Here is a 16,598-nt window from a genome sequence, read left to right on the forward strand (position 1 = left end):
AACGCGTTAGTCCCCTTTTCGCCATCCCACCTGATCGGGAGCTGCACCCATGTTCAATCCTCACCAGCAAGACTGCATCGAAGTCCTCATCGAAAAGACCCGCCGCGGGCAGATCGACCGCCGCACCTTCCTCAAGGGCATGGGCCTGATGGCCGCCCTGCCGCTGGCCCTGCGCAGCGGCGTGAGCTTCGCCGCCGGCGACAAGCCGCTGGTGGTGGTGAACTGGGGCGGCGACGCGATCAAGGCATTCGGCAAGGCCTGGACCGAGGGCTTCTCCAAGGCCACCGGCATCCCCACCAAGATCGACGGCAGCGGCCCTACCGAGGGCGCCATCCGCACCCAGCTGTCCAGCGGCCGGGTGAGCTGGGACGTGGTCGACGCAGAGAGCTCGGTCCTGCAGATACTCGGCAAGGAAGGCCTGGTGCAGCCGATCGACTACAACGTCGTGTCCAAGGACAAGGTGCTGCCCGGCTTCGCCTACGAGTACGGCATCGCCGACTACATGCTCAGCTACGTGATCGCCTACGACAGCGAGCGTTTCGGCGACAAGGCACCCAAGACCTGGGCTGACTTCTGGGACGTGAAGACCTTCCCCGGCAAGCGCACCCTCTACAAGTGGATGAACGGCATGCTGGAGGCCGCGCTGCTGGCCGACGGCGTGACCCCGGACAAGCTCTACCCGCTGGACGTGCCGCGTGCCCTGAAGAAGATCGAGGAGCTCAAGCCCCATGTGCTGTCCTTCTGGGGCTCGGGGGCGGAAACCCAGCAGCTGCTGATCGAGGGCGAAGTGTCCATGGGCGCGATCTGGAACACCCGCGCTCAGGTCATCACCGACGACAGCGAAGGCCGCATCAAGTGGACCTTCGACAACGCCCTGCTGGGCTGCAGTAACTGGGGCGTGCTCAAGGGCAACCCGGCCGGCACCGAGGCGGCGATGAAGTTCATTGCCTACGCCCAGGACCCGCAGACCCAGGTCGAACTGTTCAAGATGTTCGGCAACGGCCCGGCCAACCCCGCCGCCGCCGCGTTGATCCCTGACGACCGCAAGCACCTCAACTGCACGGACCCGGCGAACCTGCCCAAGCAGATCATGCTCAGCCACGAGTGGTACACCGACCACTACGGGGCAACCCTGGAGCAGTACCTGACCCACATTTCCAAGTGACGCGGAGCGCAGGTCATGGCCGATAACGCCCCCTCGCGGCTCAAGCTGGGCGCCCTGCTGCTGCCGCTGCCGATCGTCCTGTTCGTGTTCTACGTACTGCCCTTCCTCGGCGTGCTCGGCTGGAGCGTGACCCTGCCGGAGCCCGGGATCGAGCAGTACCAGCGGATCATGACGGACCCGGCGATCCACGACGTGCTCTGGCGGACCTTCCGCCTGTGCACCACGGTCAGCGTGATCTCCCTGGTGATCGCCTACCTGATGGCCTACTGCTGGGTCTACAGCCCGCCGTTCTGGCAGCGCGTGGTGGAAATCTGCGTGTTCATCCCGTTCTGGCTGTCGGTGCTGGTGCGTGCCTTCGGCTGGCTGATTGCCCTGCGCAGCAACGGTTTGCTCAACGACTGGCTGCAATACCTGGGCATCACCAGCGAGCCCTTGCAACTCACGCGCAACGAGCTGGGCGTGGTGATCGGCATGGTCCACTTCATGGTGCCCTTCGCGCTGTTCCCGCTGGTCTCGACCATGCGCCGCCTCGACCCGCGCGTGCTGCTCGCCGCGCGCGGCCTGGGCGCCGGGCAGATGCGCACCTTCTGGAGCATCTTCGTGCCGCAGACCATTCCGGGCATTCTTGGCGCCTTCATCATCGTCTTCGTGTTCTGCCTGGGCTTCTTCATCACCCCGGCGATCCTCGGCGGTGGGCAGACGGTGATGGTGGCCGAGTACGTCTACCTGCAGATGTTCCAGACCAGCAACTGGGGCCTAGGCGCGGCGCTTTCGGTGGTGCTGCTGGCGCTGGTGAGCGGGATGATCTGGGCGCTGCTGCGCATGACCCGCGTCGACAAGCTGGTCGGCTGAGGAACGAGGGCCTGTGGTCGTTTCGCGACGACCGCGACGGAGGCCCATTTGGCGCAGGGCAAGGCGCGAGGAGAGAGGTTTGGTGATCCAAATGAACGACGAGCAACGCGGCACTGCGCCAAATGGGCCCCGTCCCTCCGGGTTGCGCGGCAAATCGCGCCATGCTGCGTTGCAGGACTTGCCAAGGGAATAACCATAACCTGCGTCCCGCGCCTTGCCTGGCGCAATTTGACGCGGCAACGCGGCTCGCCGCGAAACGACAACAGGCCCTCATGATGAACGCACACGAAACCAAAGCCCCCAGCCGCCTGCTGGCGACCATGGCGATGATCTTCATGATCTTCCCGCTGCTGGCGGTGATCCCGGTGTCCTTCACCAGCAAGCGTTTCCTGTCGATGCCCAACGGCAACTGGTCGCTGCGGCATTACCACGCGCTGCTGGACAGCCCGGAATGGCTCTCGGCGATCAGCCAGAGCCTGATCGTCGCCACCGCCACCTGCATCATTGCGACCGCGCTGGCGGTGAGCTTCAGCCTCGGCATCTGGTACCTGCGCTCGCGCCTGGCGACCCTGCTGATCGGCCTGGTGCTGCTGCCCATGGCGATCCCGCCAATGATCTCGGCGATGGTCCTGTACTTCATGGAGACCAAGGTCAGCCAGTTCGCCCCCGGCCTGGGCTACGACACCCTGTTCGGGCTGACCATCGCGCACATCGTGATGGTGGTGCCCTACGGCGTGGTGACCATGCTGGTGGCGCTCAGCCAGCTGGATCGGCGCATCGAGCTGGCCGCGCGCAACCTCGGCGCGAGCCTGGGCCAGACCACCTTCATGGTGGTGCTGCCGAACCTCAAGCTGGGCGTGGCGAGCACGGCGCTGCTGTGCTTTGCCCTGAGCTGGGAGGAGATCGCGGTGACCCTGTTCGTCACCAGTACCGAGGTGAACACGTTGCCGCGGCAGATCTGGTCCGGCCTGCGCGACAACATCGACCCGGCGGTAGCGGCGATTTCGGTGGTGCTGATCGCCCTCACCTTCGTCGCGCTGATCGGGCGGATGATCGCCCAGAAGATTGCCGCACGCCCGGTAGGAAGCTGAAGCCTTTCCCTGTGGGAGCGAGCTTGCTCGCGAACAAATCCCCTGGCAGCTCCGGCGCCGGGCGCTTCGCGAGCAAGCTCACTCCCACAGAAAAGCGCTATCGCCGGTGACTCTGCGGCTGAAATTCAACGTCGGGCGCAGCGGCCACTCCCTGCAACAACCGCGCGGCGTAAAGACATCGCGGACGAAGTCCGCTCCCACGGGCGACCGGATATCGGCAGCGCGATCACTCCGCCTTCTTGCGAATCCAGTACAGGTAGGTCCCCGCCTCTTCCTGCTGCTCCACCAGCTCGTGGCCGAGGAAGACGCAGAACTTGGGAATGTCACGGCGCGTGGAGGGGTCGGTGGCAATCACCTTGAGCAGCCCGCCGGCCGGCAGGTCGCGCACCTTGTTGTGCAACATCATGACCGGCTCGGGGCAGTTCAGGCCGGTGGCGTCGAGAATCGCATCGACTGGCTGGGACATCGGGTAACTCCAGAAAAACCAATGGCGTATTGTCGCGCAAAGCGCACCGTGCGGTCACCTCGCGTCCGTCCGGGTCACCCAACCTTGGTTGGGGGTGGGCGCTACGGGCGCCGGGCATGCTGGCGCACCTGCCTGACCTGCCTGGAGTCCCGATGCGCGCCCTCCTCTGCCTGTGCCTCGCCCTGCTCGCCGGCTGCGCCGCCCGCGACCAGGTTCCGGACTTCAGCGCCAGCCGCGGCCAGGACCTGCCGGCCACCTGGTTCGAAGCGGTCATCGTCGCGCGCGACGGCACCCGGCTCTCCGCCACGGTCTTCCAGCCCGCGCTGAAGGCTGGCGAAACGGCCCCGCTGATCGTCCACACCCACGGCTGGGGCGGCTGGCGGGTGACCGGGCCGGAGGGTTACTACGGCAAGAACATGATGTCCGGCCGCGCCGCCTTGCGCGCCTGGAAGGCCGGTTTCTGGGTGGTCAGCTACGACCAGCGTGGCTGGGGCGGCAGCGACGGGCGCATCGAGATGATGAACCCGCAGTTCGAGGTCCAGGATGCCAGCGCAGTGATCGACTGGGCCGCCACGCACCTGGCACGGCTGACCATGGACGGCCCGAACGACCCGCGCGTCGGCATGCTCGGCGAAAGCTATGGCGGCGCCGTGCAGCTGCTGGCCTCGGCGGAAGACCCGCGCATCGACGCCATCGTGCCCATCGCCACCTGGTACGACCTGGCCGACGCCCTGGCGCCGGACGGCCAGCTGAAGATCGGCTGGGGCGGCGTGCTGGTCAGCCTGGGCCTCGCTACCGGCTACGACCTGGGCAAGTTCGTCCAGGCCGACTACCTACACACCACCGGCGGGCGCATGGCGGAGCCGGTACAGGCCGAGCTGCACGCCAACAGCCTCGCCAGCTACTGCGCGGCCGGCCGCCTGCCCCACGCCGACGCCCTGCTGATCCAGGGTCTGCGCGACACCCTGTTCCCGCTGGACCAGGGCCTGCAGATCCGCCAGTGCCTGAAACAGGGCCCGGCGGACGTGCGCCTGCTCGGCATGCAGGGCGGCCACATCCTGCCGCCGCCCATGCAAGCCTGGAGCGGATTGCCGCCGTTCAACAACGAGCCGGTGATCCATTGCGGCTCGCGGGCGATCAATCTCTATACCGGCATCGTCGCCTGGTACGAGGAAAAGCTGCGCAAGCGCCCTGGCGCCGCCGACGGCGTGCCGGACCTGTGCATCAGCCTCGATCTGGACCAGGGAGTGGCACTGGACGACTTGCCTCCGCCGGGCGTAACCGTCGCGCTGCCGGCCACGGCGATCCGGCCGGCATTGAGTGGCCTGGTTCAGCCTTCGACGTTCATCCCCTTGCAGCGCGTGAGCGAAACCAGCGCCTTGCTGGGCAGCGCCGAAGTGCGCCTGGATCAACCGCTGGCGGAACGCCCGGACGCACAGGTTTTTGCGGCGCTGGCGATCCGTAGCGCCGATGGCCGCACGCAGCGCCTGGATGAACAGGTGAAACCCCTGGCGAACCAGGGCAGCACGCGCCTCAACGCCGTCAGCGCCAGCCTTGCGCCGGGGGACGAGGTCGGTCTGCTGGTGAGCGGTTTCAGCGACCAGTACCTGTTCAACAGTTCCTGGCGCATCGCACCGGTAGAGTTGCGGGGCGAGGTGCAGCTGCCGAGCCTGGTGCCGCTGCAACCGCGTGTGGCGGAGCGTCGATAAATACGCATCGATCGTCGAACCGTAGGATGGCGTGGAGCGAAGCGATACCCATCAATGGCCCGCGGGCAATGACGGCAGACATCGTGTTCAACGGGTTGTCAGCATCGGGCAAGCGCTGCGCTGAGCGGTTCGCGAGCAAGCTCGCTCCTACAGGTTTGCATCGGCGCGCTGTTTGTAGGAGCGAGCTTGCTCGCGAACAGAGCCACACCAACGCTTCCCGGCGAATCTCCTAACGCAACGGCCCGTCCGGCGCTTCATCCAGTTGCGCCAGCAGCATCGGCTGGCCATCGCCTTCGGCGGGCAGCAACGCCCACTGCTCCTTCTTGCCGAGGCGGCGATAGACCTGCTTCACCTGGCTGCCCAGCGGCAGCGGCGCCTTGAAGTGTGCATCCAGGCGCACATTCTCCGTCAGGCGGCGGCCGGTCAGGCTGCGCGCCAGGCCCCACATGCCGTGGGCGAAGGGTTTGCCGAAGCCGTAATGCGAGGCCATCAGGCGCGACAGGTGCAGCGGGTTGAAGTCACCACTCAGACCCGCGTAGCGCCAGCCGACGATCTTCGGCACGCGCCACTGCACGCCGGAGTGGACGGGCGCTTCCAGGGTGTGCCACTGGGCGCGCTCCGGCAGCGGGTCGGGTTCGGTCTGGGCATCGAGGAAATCGCCACGGCGCAGGTAGGTGGTGATCGACTGCCAATAGAGCATGTCGTGGTGCCAGGCCTCGGTGACCACATCCACTTCCAGCCCCAGCTCGCTACGCCGGCTGGTGAGGATGCGGCAGTCGAACTGCAGCGGTTCGTGCTCATCAAGCATGCGGTAGCGCTGGATATGGCTGCGCAGGTGGATCAGCCCCACGACCGACAGCGGCATGCGCGATCGGCTGAGCAGGCGCAGGTGCAGCGGCAGGCTGATGACCTGCGGATAGAGCAGCGGCACGCCCAGCGCCGGGTCGAGACCGAAGTGCTGGCGATAGGCGCGCAGGTGGCGCAGGTCGAATTTCAGGGTACGGCTGTCCATTGCCAGGTAGGGCACGCGCTCATCGCGGCCCAGGCCGCGGCGCGGCAGCAGCATACGGCTGTAACTGCCCAGCAGGGAGGGCAACTTTCGCTTCACGAAGGTCTCCGCAAGGATTCGCGCCGCCTAGCATGGGCAATGCCGGGCGGCGCGACAAGCCACCGAAGGTCGGGTGGCGCTGCGGAGCCGTTCCGAGTCGCTAGCGCTCGCCCTTCTCGATGCGGCGCAGGTGGCAGGTCACTTCCTCACGATCGTGGTAAAGCTGCTTGCAGCCGATCTGCACTTTCAGCCCACGCTCGCGGAAGGACTCCTCCAGGCGGTCGAGGATGCGCCGCACCTCGGCATAACGCTGCTTCATCGGCAGCTTGAGGTTGACGATGGCCTCGCGGCACAGCCCCTCGCCGATCCAGGTCTCGATCATCGCTCCCGTGCGTGCGGGCTTCTCGACGATATCGCAGACCATCCAGTCCATGCGCTGGCGCGGGCGGAAGGCGTAACCGTCTACGCGCTGGTGCTCGACCAGCCCGGAGTACATCAGGTTCTCCGCCATCGGCCCGTTGTCCACGGCGACCACGCGCATCTCCCGGTTCACCAGCTGCCAGGTCCAGCCGCCGGGCGATGCGCCCAGGTCCACGGCGAGCATGTCCGGCGCCAGGCGGCGGTCCCAGTCGGCGCGGGGGATGAAGTGGTGCCAGGCTTCTTCCAGCTTGAGCGTCGAGCGGCTGGGCGCCTCGCGAGGGAACTTCAGGCGCGGAATGCCCATCGGCCACATGGCGCAGTTGCGTGCCTCGGCCACGCCGATAAAGGCCTCGCGGCCAGAGCGGAAGGTCAGCAGCAGGCGCGGCAGGCTGGGGTCTTCCACGAGCTTGCCGGCTTTCACCAGGGCCGCGCGCAGGGGCTTCTCGAACTTGCGGCAGAAGGTCGAAAGCTCCTTGCCGTCGTTGGTGTCGAACACCTCCAGCCAGAGGCTGCCGCACTGCGGGAAGCCGGCCAGGGCCTCGAGGATCGCACCAATGCGGTCCTGCTCCGGCAGAGTGGTGAAGCCCGTGCCTCGCGCCCACTGGCGCGGGAAGATCAGCTCGGGGAAGCGCAGTTGGCGCATCAGGCGCTCGGCGCCATTGGCATCCATGCAGATAAATTCGGCGTAGGCTGTAGCCGGTTTGGCGCGAGCGTAGCCGGGAATGTCCAGGCGCGCAGCGTGCTCGGACAGCTCGGCGCAGACCTCATTCTCGAAGCCCGGCCGGCAGTGCAGTAACAGGGTATTCATCGGGGTGTCTCCTCGGCCGCGCACTATAGAGGCTGCCCACGAAGGTTTCATGCTGATTTACAGGAATGGTCCCACAGACAGAGCCATTTGTTCTGAACCCGTTCGCCAAGCGAACGGTCCAGAACAGATGGCAACACCCCGTCGGACGGTCTAGCTTGAGTGTTCTGGCCTAACCGCCCAGAAGACTGCCCGATGATTGCCCTGCATGGCGAAATTTGCCGCCAATCGCGCTTTTTCTGCGATGGATCAGCTCGGTTGAACGCACTTTCGCCAAGTATCGCTAGCGCACCCGACATCAGCCGTGCCTGACGATCACGAGCAGAATCCAAGCCTGAGGAGAATGTCATGCCCGCAGTGGATAGCCTGAACAGCCTGCGTACCCTGGAGGTCGCCGGCAAGACCTATCACTATTACAGCCTGCCTGAAGCGGCGAAGAGTCTCGGCGACCTGGGCAAACTGCCCATGTCCCTGAAAGTCCTGCTGGAAAACCTGTTGCGCTGGGAGGACGGCAATACCGTCACCGGCGATGACCTCAAAGCCCTGGCCGGCTGGCTGAAGACCCGCAGCTCCGAGCGCGAGATCCAGTACCGCCCCGCCCGCGTGCTGATGCAGGACTTCACCGGCGTGCCGGCGGTGGTCGACCTGGCCGCCATGCGCGACGCCATGGCCAAGGCCGGCGGTGATCCGCAGAAGATCAACCCGCTGTCGCCGGTCGACCTGGTCATCGACCACTCGGTGATGGTCGACAAGTTCGCCAGCCAGTCAGCCTTCGCGCAGAACGTCGAGATCGAGATGGAGCGCAACGGCGAGCGCTACGCCTTCCTGCGCTGGGGCCAGAACGCCTTCGACAACTTCCGCGTGGTGCCGCCGGGCACCGGCATCTGCCACCAGGTCAACCTGGAATACCTGGGACGCACGGTGTGGACCAAGGACGAGGACGGCCGCACCTACGCCTTCCCCGACACACTGGTCGGCACCGATTCGCACACCACCATGATCAACGGCCTCGGCGTGCTCGGCTGGGGCGTCGGCGGCATCGAGGCAGAAGCGGCCATGCTCGGCCAGCCAGTGTCGATGCTGATTCCCGAGGTGATCGGCTTCAAGCTCACCGGCAAGCTGAAGGAAGGCATCACCGCCACCGACCTGGTGCTGACCGTCACTCAGATGCTGCGCAAGAAAGGTGTTGTCGGAAAATTCGTCGAATTCTATGGCGACGGCCTCGCCGACCTGCCGCTGGCGGACCGCGCCACCATCGCCAACATGGCCCCGGAGTACGGCGCCACCTGCGGTTTCTTCCCGGTAGACGAGATCACCCTGGGCTACCTGCGCCTGTCCGGCCGCCCGGACGATGCCGTCAAGCTGGTGGAGGCCTACAGCAAGGCCCAGGGCCTGTGGCGCGAGAAAGGCCACGAGCCGGTCTTCACCGACAGCCTGCAACTGGACATGGGCGAAGTCGAAGCCAGCCTCGCCGGGCCGAAGCGCCCGCAGGACCGCGTCGCCCTCGGCCATGTCGGCCAGGCGTTCGATGACTTCCTCGGCCTGCAGATCAAGCCCGTGCCCAGCGAAGAAGGTCGCCTGCTCAATGAAGGTGGCGGCGGTGCGGCCGTGGGCGCCTCCATTGCGGCCGGCGAGACCGATTACCAGCACGACGGCCAGACCCATCGCCTGAAGAACGGCGCCGTGGTGATCGCCGCCATCACTTCCTGCACCAACACCTCCAATCCCAGCGTCATGATGGCCGCCGGCCTGCTGGCGAAGAAGGCGCTGGAGAAAGGCCTGCAGCGCAAGCCTTGGGTGAAGAGCTCGCTCGCACCCGGCTCGAAAGTGGTGACCGACTACTTCCGCGCCGCCGGCCTGACCCGCTACCTGGACGAACTGGGCTTCGACCTGGTGGGTTACGGCTGCACCACCTGCATCGGCAACTCGGGGCCGCTGCTGGAGCCCATCGAGAAGGCGGTACAGCAGGCCGACCTGACCGTCGCCTCGGTGCTTTCCGGCAACCGCAACTTCGAAGGCCGCGTCCATCCGCTGGTGAAAACCAACTGGCTGGCCTCGCCGCCGCTGGTGGTCGCCTACGCCCTGGCCGGTACCGTGCGCACCGACCTGACCAGGGACCCACTGGGCACCGGCAAGGACGGTCAGCCGGTCTATCTGAAGGACATCTGGCCAACCCAGCAGGAAATCGCTGACGCCGTACAGAAAGTCGATACGGCGATGTTCCACAAGGAATACGCCGAAGTCTTCCAGGGCGATGAGAAATGGCGCGCGATCCAGGTGCCGGACGCCAAGACCTACGTCTGGCAGAACGACTCCACCTACATCCAGCATCCGCCCTTCTTCGAGCACATCGCCGACGCGCCACCGAAAGTCGAGGACATCAAAGGCGCCAACATCCTTGCGGTGCTGGGCGATTCGGTAACCACCGACCACATCTCCCCCGCCGGCAACATCAAGAAGGACAGCCCGGCCGGGCGTTACCTCAGCGAGCACGGCGTGGCCTACGCCGATTTCAACTCCTACGGATCGCGCCGTGGGAACCATGAAGTGATGATGCGCGGCACTTTCGCCAATATCCGCATCAAGAACGAGATGCTCGGTGGCGAGGAAGGTGGCAACACCCTCTACGTACCCACCGGCGACAAGCTGGCGATCTACGATGCCGCCATGCGCTACCAGCAGGACGGCACGCCGCTGGTGATCGTCGCCGGCAAGGAATACGGCACCGGCTCCTCCCGTGACTGGGCAGCCAAGGGCACCAACCTGCTGGGGGTAAAGGCAGTGATCGCCGAAAGCTTCGAGCGCATCCACCGCTCCAACCTGGTGGGCATGGGCGTGTTGCCGCTGCAGTTCAAGGACGGCGAGGACCGCAAGGCGCTCAAGCTGACCGGCAAGGAAGTTCTGAGCATCAGCGGCCTGTCCGGCGAGCTGAAGCCGCACATGAACCTAAAGGTCGCGGTGCAGCGCGAGGACGGCAGCCAGGACAGCTTCGAGGTGCTCTGCCGGATCGATACCCAGAACGAAGTCGAGTACTTCAAGGCCGGCGGCATCCTTCACTACGTGCTGCGCAGCCTGATCTGAGGCATGGCGGCGACCTGCAACAGGCCGCCGCCTCCTTCTTTGGTTTCATTTCGGTGACCAGTGGCGATAGGCTATCGTCCATATCCTGGCGTCACTCTTCTGACTTTTTTCTGTGACAGCCATCAAATTTTCGATCTGGCGGCCGATAAGCTGGACAGACGTACCATTTTCGACTTTGCCCGAGATCCCAGCCTGATGCGCAACAACCAGCCGATCACCCAGCGTGAATGCTCCTTCCCCGCCGAACAGCGGCTGATCTCCACCACCGATGCCCGCGGCGTGATCGGTTACGCCAATGAAGCTTTTACCGCCATCAGCGGATTCTCCCGCGAGGAACTGGTCGGCGCACCGCACAACCTGGTGCGCCACCCGGACGTTCCGTCCGCCGTGTTCGCGCACATGTGGACCACCCTGAAAAAGGGCCGCCCGTGGATGGGCATCGTCAAGAATCGCTGCAAGAACGGCGACCACTACTGGGTCAGCGCCTACGTCACGCCCATCTATGAGCGCAACGAGATCGTCGGTTACGAGTCGGTGCGGGTGAAACCCACCGCCGAACAGGTGCGCCGTGCCGAGGCGCTGTATGCACGGATCAATGCCGGAAAGTCGGCCATTCCCACCCGCGACCGCTGGCTGCCGGTGCTGCTGGACTGGCTGCCGTTCATCCTGATCGGCCAGATCGGCTTCCTCATCGGCGTCTGGCTGAATTCTCACTGGGGCTTCCTGCTGGCCGCCCTGCTGTCGATCCCGCTCGGCCTCATCGGCCTTGGCTGGCAGCAGCGCGGCCTCAAGCGCCTGCTGCGCCTGGCAGAGCAGACCACTTCCGACCCGCTGATCGCACAGATGTACACCGACAGCCGGGGCGCACAGGCGCGCCTGGAAATGTCCATTCTCAGCCAGGAAGCACGCCTGAAGACCTGTCTGACTCGTCTGCAGGACACCGCTGAAACCCTCACCGAGCAGGCCCGCGAAGCCGACTCACTGGCCCACCACAGTTCCGCCGGCCTCGACCGCCAGCGTCAGGAGACCGAGCAGGTGGCCACCGCCGTCAACCAGATGGCCGCTACCACCCAGGAAGTGGCCGACAACGTGCAGCGCACGGCCGATGCCACCCGCCAGGCCAACGACCTGACCACTGAGGGCCGGCAGATCGCCGCCGAGACCCGCGAGGCCATGCAGCGTCTCTCCAACTCCGTGGGTGAAACCGGTGAAGCGGTCAGTCAGCTGGCCCGCGACAGCGAGCAGATAGGCGGTGTGGTGGACGTGATCAAGGGCATCGCCGACCAGACCAACCTGCTGGCACTCAATGCCGCCATCGAGGCAGCCCGTGCTGGCGAGATGGGCCGCGGCTTTGCCGTGGTCGCCGACGAAGTCCGTTCGCTGGCCCAGCGCACCGCCGAGTCCACCGGGCAGATTCACCAGTTGATCGCCAACCTGCAGAACACCGCCACCGAAGCCGTGCGCGCCATGGAGTCCGGTCGCCGCCAGGCCGACGAAGGCGTGGACCGCGTGTTGCAGGCGGACAACGCGCTAGTGGGCATCAGCGATGCGGTGGCGAACATCACCGAGATGACTACCCAGATCGCCGCCGCCGCGGAAGAACAGAGCGCCGTGGCCGAGGAGATCAACCGCAACATCAGCACCATCGCCAATCTCGCCGACCAGACGTCCGGCGAAGCCCAGCGCACCGCCCTGCTCAGCGAGGAGCTGACGCAGACCGCACAACGCCAGTACTCGCTGGTGGAGCGGTTCAACCGCTGAGCCTTGACAGGCTCCCTGCCGGAGCGCGCCAGGCGCGAGATCGCTGGCGCGCCCGTTCCTGCAGAGGCATCTGCCAGCTACTTGAAGTCCCACTGCATCTGAGCCGGGATGCTGACATCTCGCGAGGAATGCACGCACACGCCCACGTAGTCGGTGAAGCGCGGCGGCGCGGCGATGCCTTCGTCGAGCAGACGCTGGTTGTCGAACAGGTAGTTGAGGTCGGCGAAGCCGCTGTACAGGCGCAGCGCACGCAGCACAAGGCGCGGGTTGGCCTTGCCGATTCGACTCTCGAAGCTGCCGGCCAGCTCGCGCAGATCCTCCGAACTGACCTTCCGGTAGCGGTCCCCCACCGGAGTCTCGCCACGGGCGTCGGCGTAGGCCTGGTCGATTTCGCCGAAGGTGCAGGCAGAGCCGTGTCCGGCGGAGATGTGGTAGAGGTTGTGGCTCAGTTGCGGCTTGAGCGCCAGGGTGACCAGTGCCTCGGCGCAGTAGTCCACCGGGATCACATCGATCTGCTCGTCCAGGCCGCAGGTAAAACTCTCCAGGGCGAAGCCCATGCGGAACACCCAGAAGATGCTGCCCGAGGCGCGGCAGCCCAGTTCGCGATGCCCGACCACGATGGACGGCCGCGCCACCACCAGCGGTAACTGCGGCAGTTCTTCGCGCATGCGCCGTTCGATCTCGGCCTTGGAGGCGGTGTAGTCCACCAGTTGTTCTTCGCTGTCGGGGAAGTCCCAGGATTCGCGCACCGGCGACTCGCGCTGCGGCCCGCAGCACATGGCCGTCCCTACATGCAGGAAGCGCTTGAGGTTGCGGGACTGGCTGAGCAGTTTGGCGAAGGCGAAGGTGCCTTCGACATTCACCGGCCAGATGCTCGGGTTCTTCGAAAACGAGGCGACGGCGGCACAATTGATCACCTGCTCCACGCGCATCAGACGTGCGCGTTCGCCCTGCATCCAGGCGGTGTCGAGCAGATCGCCGCAAAGGATCTGGTGGTCCTGCAGGCGCTCCAGGGCAGCCTCTGGCACGCAGTGCAGCCGCAGGTTGTCGCGCAGGCGCTCCAGGCCCTGGGCTGGGGTTCTGGCACGCACCAGAAACAGCAGTGCCTCGCTCTGGCCGTCGGCAATCAGGTGCGCGGCAACGGAGCCGCCGAGGAAACCGGTGGCGCCAGTCAGCAGCAGACTGTGCGCGATACCTGGGGTGAAACGCGGGGCGTGGGTGGCAATGCGATCGGCAAATTCGGTGTTCATGGCAGCCTTCGGCCTGTCCTCTGGGAGCGGGTTGCCGGCTCTTGGAAGCCGGCGGAGGCGAGGATAGAAGGGACTGCCTTAAGGAGCGGTTACGACGCGAGGAACTCTGCTATCCGCTCGGCGGTAGTCTCCAGATGCTGGTCATGGGTCAGCCCGGAGACCTTGAGTGGCTTGAGATCATGGTCGGCCGCCGCCAGCCAGTGCAGCTGGATCGCCGGCGACAACGCGTAGCGTTCGACCGTGGCACGGTCGCCCAATGCATCGCGTTCGCCCTGGACGATCAGGGTCGGCGTCGTCAGTTCGGCGAGGTGGGCCACGCGCGGTTTTTCCGGCTTGCCGGCGGCATAGAACGGATAGCCCAGGCAGACCAGCGCGTCGGCGCCCAGTTCGTCCGCCAATAGGCTGGCCATGCGCCCGCCCATGGATTTGCCGCCAATCGCCAGCTTGCCTGCTGCTTCGGCGCGAACCTGCGCGTATACCCGCCGCCAGCACTCCAGCAAGTGCTTCTGCGGATTGGGCGGACGCCGCCGGCCGTCCTCGCGGCGTATGGCCATATAGGGGAACTCGAAGCGCACGACAGAGATACCCCGTTCGGCCAGCCGCGCGGCGATGTCGCCCATGAACGGGCTGTCCATCGGCGCACCCGCGCCGTGGGCCAGAACCACCGTAGCCGACAGTTCGCGCCGTGCCGGGTTCCGCAGCAGCGACAAAGGACCGCAGGCGCCCGCGACAGAGGTCTCAGGCGGCAATTGATCCGAATCAATATTCCTCGACGGGCCTTTATCCATCCTTCACTCCGCTAATTTCGAATTAGTACCTATCCCAAGGGGGAGGGGCGGCGTAAGCCGTAAAAAACCTGCCGGGATGGGCATAGCCCATAACCGTGGATGGAAGCCCATAAATGAGCACAACCAATCAGACCGCTTATAACTATAAGGTGGTCCGCCAGTTCGCCATTATGACAGTGGTGTGGGGGATCGTCGGCATGGCCGTCGGTGTCCTGATCGCCGCTCAACTGGTGTGGCCGGACCTTAACCTCGGCTTACCGTGGACGAGCTTCGGGCGCCTGCGCCCGCTGCATACCAATGCGGTGATCTTCGCCTTCGGCGGCTGCGCACTGTTCGCCACCAGCTACTACTCGGTGCAGCGCACCTGCCAGACCCGCCTGTTCGCAGGTCCGCTCGCTTCCTTCACCTTCTGGGGTTGGCAGCTGGTGATCCTGTTGGCGGCCATTACCCTGCCACTGGGTTACACCTCTTCCAAGGAGTACGCCGAGCTGGAGTGGCCGATCGACATTTTGATCACCATCGTCTGGGTTTCCTACGCGATCGTCTTCTTCGGCACGCTGATGAAGCGCAAGACCAAGCACATCTACGTGGGCAACTGGTTCTTCGGCGCCTTCATCCTGACCGTGGCGATCCTGCACGTGGTCAACAACCTGGAAATCCCGGTCAGCCTGACCAAGTCCTATTCCCTGTACTCGGGCGCCACCGACGCGATGATCCAGTGGTGGTACGGCCACAACGCCGTGGGCTTCTTCCTGACCGCGGGCTTCCTGGGGATGATGTACTACTTCGTTCCGAAGCAGGCCGAGCGTCCGGTCTATTCCTATCGCCTGTCCATCGTGCACTTCTGGGCGCTGATCGCCGTCTACATCTGGGCCGGCCCGCACCACCTGCACTACACCGCGCTGCCGGACTGGGCGCAGTCGCTGGGCATGGTGATGTCCCTGATCCTGCTGGCGCCGAGCTGGGGCGGCATGATCAACGGCATGATGACCCTCTCCGGCGCCTGGCATAAGCTGCGCACCGACCCGATCCTGCGCTTCCTGGTGGTTTCCCTGGCCTTCTACGGCATGTCCACCTTCGAAGGCCCGATGATGGCCATCAAGACCGTCAACGCCCTGTCGCACTACACCGACTGGACCATCGGCCACGTACATGCCGGCGCTCTGGGCTGGGTAGCGATGGTGTCCATCGGCTCGCTGTACCACCTGATTCCGAAGGTCTTCGGCCGCGAGCAGATGCACAGCGTGGGCCTGATCAACACCCACTTCTGGCTGGCCACCATCGGCACCGTTCTGTACATCGCCTCCATGTGGGTCAACGGCATCACCCAGGGCCTGATGTGGCGCGCGGTAAACGCCGACGGCACCCTCACCTACTCCTTCGTCGAAGCCCTGGCCGCCGGCCACCCCGGCTTCATCGTGCGGATGATCGGTGGTGCCATCTTCCTGCTGGGCATGCTGGTCATGGCCTACAACGTCTGGCGCACCGTAGCGGCCGCCAAACCGGCCGAAATGCAAGCCGCGGCGCAGATGGCCTGAGGAGTCCGACATGAAACACGAAGTACTCGAGAAAAACGTCGGCCTGCTGGCCCTGTGCATGGCCGTCGCCGTGAGCATCGGCGGCCTGACCCAGATCGTCCCGCTGTTCTTCCAGGACGTCACCAACACCCCGGTGGAAGGCATGAAGCCCTACACCGCCCTGCAACTGGAAGGCCGTGACGTCTACATCCGCGAAGGCTGCGTAGGCTGCCACTCGCAGATGATCCGTCCGTTCCGCGCCGAGACCGAGCGCTACGGCCACTACTCCGTCGCCGGTGAGAGCGTCTGGGATCACCCGTTCCTGTGGGGCTCCAAGCGTACCGGCCCGGACCTGGCCCGCGTCGGCGGCCGCTACTCGGACGACTGGCACCGCGCGCACCTGTACAACCCGCGCAACGTGGTCCCGGAGTCGAAGATGCCCGCCTACCCCTGGCTGGTCGAGAACAAGCTCGACGGCAAGGATACGGCGAAGAAACTGGAAGTGATGCGTGTCATGGGCGTGCCCTACACGGACGACGACATCGCTGGCGCCAGCGACGCCGTCAAAGGGAAGACCGAAATGGACGCGGTCGTCGCGTACCTGCAGGTCCTCGGCACCTCCATCAAGAACAAGCGGTGACAACC

At 65.4% G+C, this 16,598-nt stretch carries 13 protein-coding genes; 8 read left to right on the forward strand and 5 right to left on the reverse strand.

Going from position 1 to position 16,598, the window contains the following annotated elements:
• Nucleotides 1-49 precede the first annotated feature (49 nt).
• From LDJ84_RS19060 to LDJ84_RS19070, 3 genes are all read left to right on the forward strand, one after another.
• Nucleotides 50-1,165, forward strand: a complete 1,116-nt coding sequence (locus LDJ84_RS19060; protein ID WP_024763541.1) for an ABC transporter substrate-binding protein — start codon at nucleotides 50-52, stop codon at nucleotides 1,163-1,165.
• A gap of 15 nt (nucleotides 1,166-1,180) precedes the next feature.
• Nucleotides 1,181-2,017, forward strand: coding sequence for an ABC transporter permease (locus LDJ84_RS19065; RefSeq protein WP_024763542.1), 837 nt, complete (start codon nucleotides 1,181-1,183; stop codon nucleotides 2,015-2,017).
• Between the two features lie 275 nt (nucleotides 2,018-2,292).
• Nucleotides 2,293-3,108, forward strand: coding sequence for an ABC transporter permease (locus LDJ84_RS19070; RefSeq protein WP_024763543.1), 816 nt, complete (start codon nucleotides 2,293-2,295; stop codon nucleotides 3,106-3,108).
• A 226-nt stretch (nucleotides 3,109-3,334) separates the two neighbouring features.
• Here the strand turns inward: LDJ84_RS19070 and tusA are convergent, their stop codons facing one another.
• Nucleotides 3,335-3,574 carry a sulfurtransferase TusA gene (gene tusA / locus LDJ84_RS19075; RefSeq protein WP_015477744.1) on the reverse strand — a complete coding sequence of 80 codons (240 nt, stop codon included), beginning with the start codon at nucleotides 3,572-3,574 and terminating at the stop codon, nucleotides 3,335-3,337.
• A 152-nt stretch (nucleotides 3,575-3,726) separates the two neighbouring features.
• Here tusA and LDJ84_RS19080 point away from each other — a divergent pair, with 152 nt between their 5' ends.
• Nucleotides 3,727-5,283 (forward strand): alpha/beta hydrolase, encoded by a 1,557-nt coding sequence (locus LDJ84_RS19080; protein WP_024763544.1) that lies wholly within the window; start codon nucleotides 3,727-3,729, stop codon nucleotides 5,281-5,283.
• Nucleotides 5,284-5,512: 229 nt separating this feature from the next.
• Here LDJ84_RS19080 and LDJ84_RS19085 read toward each other — a convergent pair whose 3' ends face one another.
• Both LDJ84_RS19085 and rlmM read right to left on the reverse strand, forming a co-directional pair.
• On the reverse strand, nucleotides 5,513-6,391 hold the full coding sequence (locus LDJ84_RS19085) for a MaoC family dehydratase (RefSeq protein WP_024763545.1): 879 nt from the start codon (nucleotides 6,389-6,391) through the stop codon (nucleotides 5,513-5,515).
• A 100-nt stretch (nucleotides 6,392-6,491) separates the two neighbouring features.
• A complete protein-coding gene (gene rlmM / locus LDJ84_RS19090; RefSeq protein ID WP_226045262.1) occupies nucleotides 6,492-7,559 on the reverse strand; it encodes a 23S rRNA (cytidine(2498)-2'-O)-methyltransferase RlmM in 1,068 nt (355 codons plus the stop codon).
• Between the two features lie 345 nt (nucleotides 7,560-7,904).
• On the opposite strand from rlmM, the gene acnA reads away from it, so the two are divergent.
• Complete coding sequence (gene acnA, locus LDJ84_RS19095) at nucleotides 7,905-10,637, forward strand: aconitate hydratase AcnA (protein ID WP_065086653.1); 2,733 nt, start codon at nucleotides 7,905-7,907, stop codon at nucleotides 10,635-10,637.
• A 195-nt stretch (nucleotides 10,638-10,832) separates the two neighbouring features.
• The gene (locus LDJ84_RS19100; RefSeq protein WP_024763548.1) at nucleotides 10,833-12,398 is read left to right on the forward strand and encodes a methyl-accepting chemotaxis protein; all 1,566 of its coding nucleotides are present in this window, start codon (nucleotides 10,833-10,835) and stop codon (nucleotides 12,396-12,398) included.
• A 77-nt stretch (nucleotides 12,399-12,475) separates the two neighbouring features.
• Here LDJ84_RS19100 and cprA read toward each other — a convergent pair whose 3' ends face one another.
• A complete protein-coding gene (gene cprA, locus LDJ84_RS19105; RefSeq protein WP_226045263.1) occupies nucleotides 12,476-13,648 on the reverse strand; it encodes a cationic peptide resistance protein CprA in 1,173 nt (390 codons plus the stop codon).
• Nucleotides 13,649-13,737: 89 nt separating this feature from the next.
• Nucleotides 13,738-14,436, reverse strand: coding sequence for an alpha/beta family hydrolase (locus LDJ84_RS19110; protein WP_226045264.1), 699 nt, complete (start codon nucleotides 14,434-14,436; stop codon nucleotides 13,738-13,740).
• Between the two features lie 113 nt (nucleotides 14,437-14,549).
• Between LDJ84_RS19110 and ccoN the strand changes: the two genes are divergently transcribed.
• Together ccoN and ccoO are read left to right on the forward strand one after the other, a co-directional pair.
• Nucleotides 14,550-15,974: a cytochrome-c oxidase, cbb3-type subunit I gene (gene ccoN, locus LDJ84_RS19115; protein ID WP_169889019.1), complete on the forward strand. Its 1,425-nt coding sequence runs from the start codon at nucleotides 14,550-14,552 to the stop codon at nucleotides 15,972-15,974.
• A 10-nt stretch (nucleotides 15,975-15,984) separates the two neighbouring features.
• A complete protein-coding gene (gene ccoO / locus LDJ84_RS19120) occupies nucleotides 15,985-16,593 on the forward strand; it encodes a cytochrome-c oxidase, cbb3-type subunit II (RefSeq protein ID WP_015477751.1) in 609 nt (202 codons plus the stop codon).
• The last annotated feature ends 5 nt before the right edge of the window (nucleotides 16,594-16,598 follow it).

The organism is Pseudomonas sp. HS-18, assembly GCF_020401845.1.
Classification (GTDB): domain Bacteria; phylum Pseudomonadota; class Gammaproteobacteria; order Pseudomonadales; family Pseudomonadaceae; genus Pseudomonas; species Pseudomonas nitroreducens.

What these genes read in the sequence shown, in the direction of transcription:
- LDJ84_RS19060 (WP_024763541.1), top strand. Translation starts at nt 50, where the DNA reads ATGTTCAATCCTCACCAGCAAGACTGCATCGAAGTCCTCATCGAAAAG.
- LDJ84_RS19065 (WP_024763542.1), top strand. Translation starts at nt 1,181, where the DNA reads ATGGCCGATAACGCCCCCTCGCGGCTCAAGCTGGGCGCCCTGCTGCTG.
- LDJ84_RS19070 (WP_024763543.1), top strand. Translation starts at nt 2,293, where the DNA reads ATGAACGCACACGAAACCAAAGCCCCCAGCCGCCTGCTGGCGACCATG.
- tusA (WP_015477744.1), bottom strand. Translation starts at nt 3,574, where the DNA reads ATGTCCCAGCCAGTCGATGCGATTCTCGACGCCACCGGCCTGAACTGC.
- LDJ84_RS19080 (WP_024763544.1), top strand. Translation starts at nt 3,727, where the DNA reads ATGCGCGCCCTCCTCTGCCTGTGCCTCGCCCTGCTCGCCGGCTGCGCC.
- rlmM (WP_226045262.1), bottom strand. Translation starts at nt 7,559, where the DNA reads ATGAATACCCTGTTACTGCACTGCCGGCCGGGCTTCGAGAATGAGGTC.
- acnA (WP_065086653.1), top strand. Translation starts at nt 7,905, where the DNA reads ATGCCCGCAGTGGATAGCCTGAACAGCCTGCGTACCCTGGAGGTCGCC.
- LDJ84_RS19100 (WP_024763548.1), top strand. Translation starts at nt 10,833, where the DNA reads ATGCGCAACAACCAGCCGATCACCCAGCGTGAATGCTCCTTCCCCGCC.
- cprA (WP_226045263.1), bottom strand. Translation starts at nt 13,648, where the DNA reads ATGAACACCGAATTTGCCGATCGCATTGCCACCCACGCCCCGCGTTTC.
- LDJ84_RS19110 (WP_226045264.1), bottom strand. Translation starts at nt 14,436, where the DNA reads ATGGATAAAGGCCCGTCGAGGAATATTGATTCGGATCAATTGCCGCCT.
- ccoN (WP_169889019.1), top strand. Translation starts at nt 14,550, where the DNA reads ATGAGCACAACCAATCAGACCGCTTATAACTATAAGGTGGTCCGCCAG.
- ccoO (WP_015477751.1), top strand. Translation starts at nt 15,985, where the DNA reads ATGAAACACGAAGTACTCGAGAAAAACGTCGGCCTGCTGGCCCTGTGC.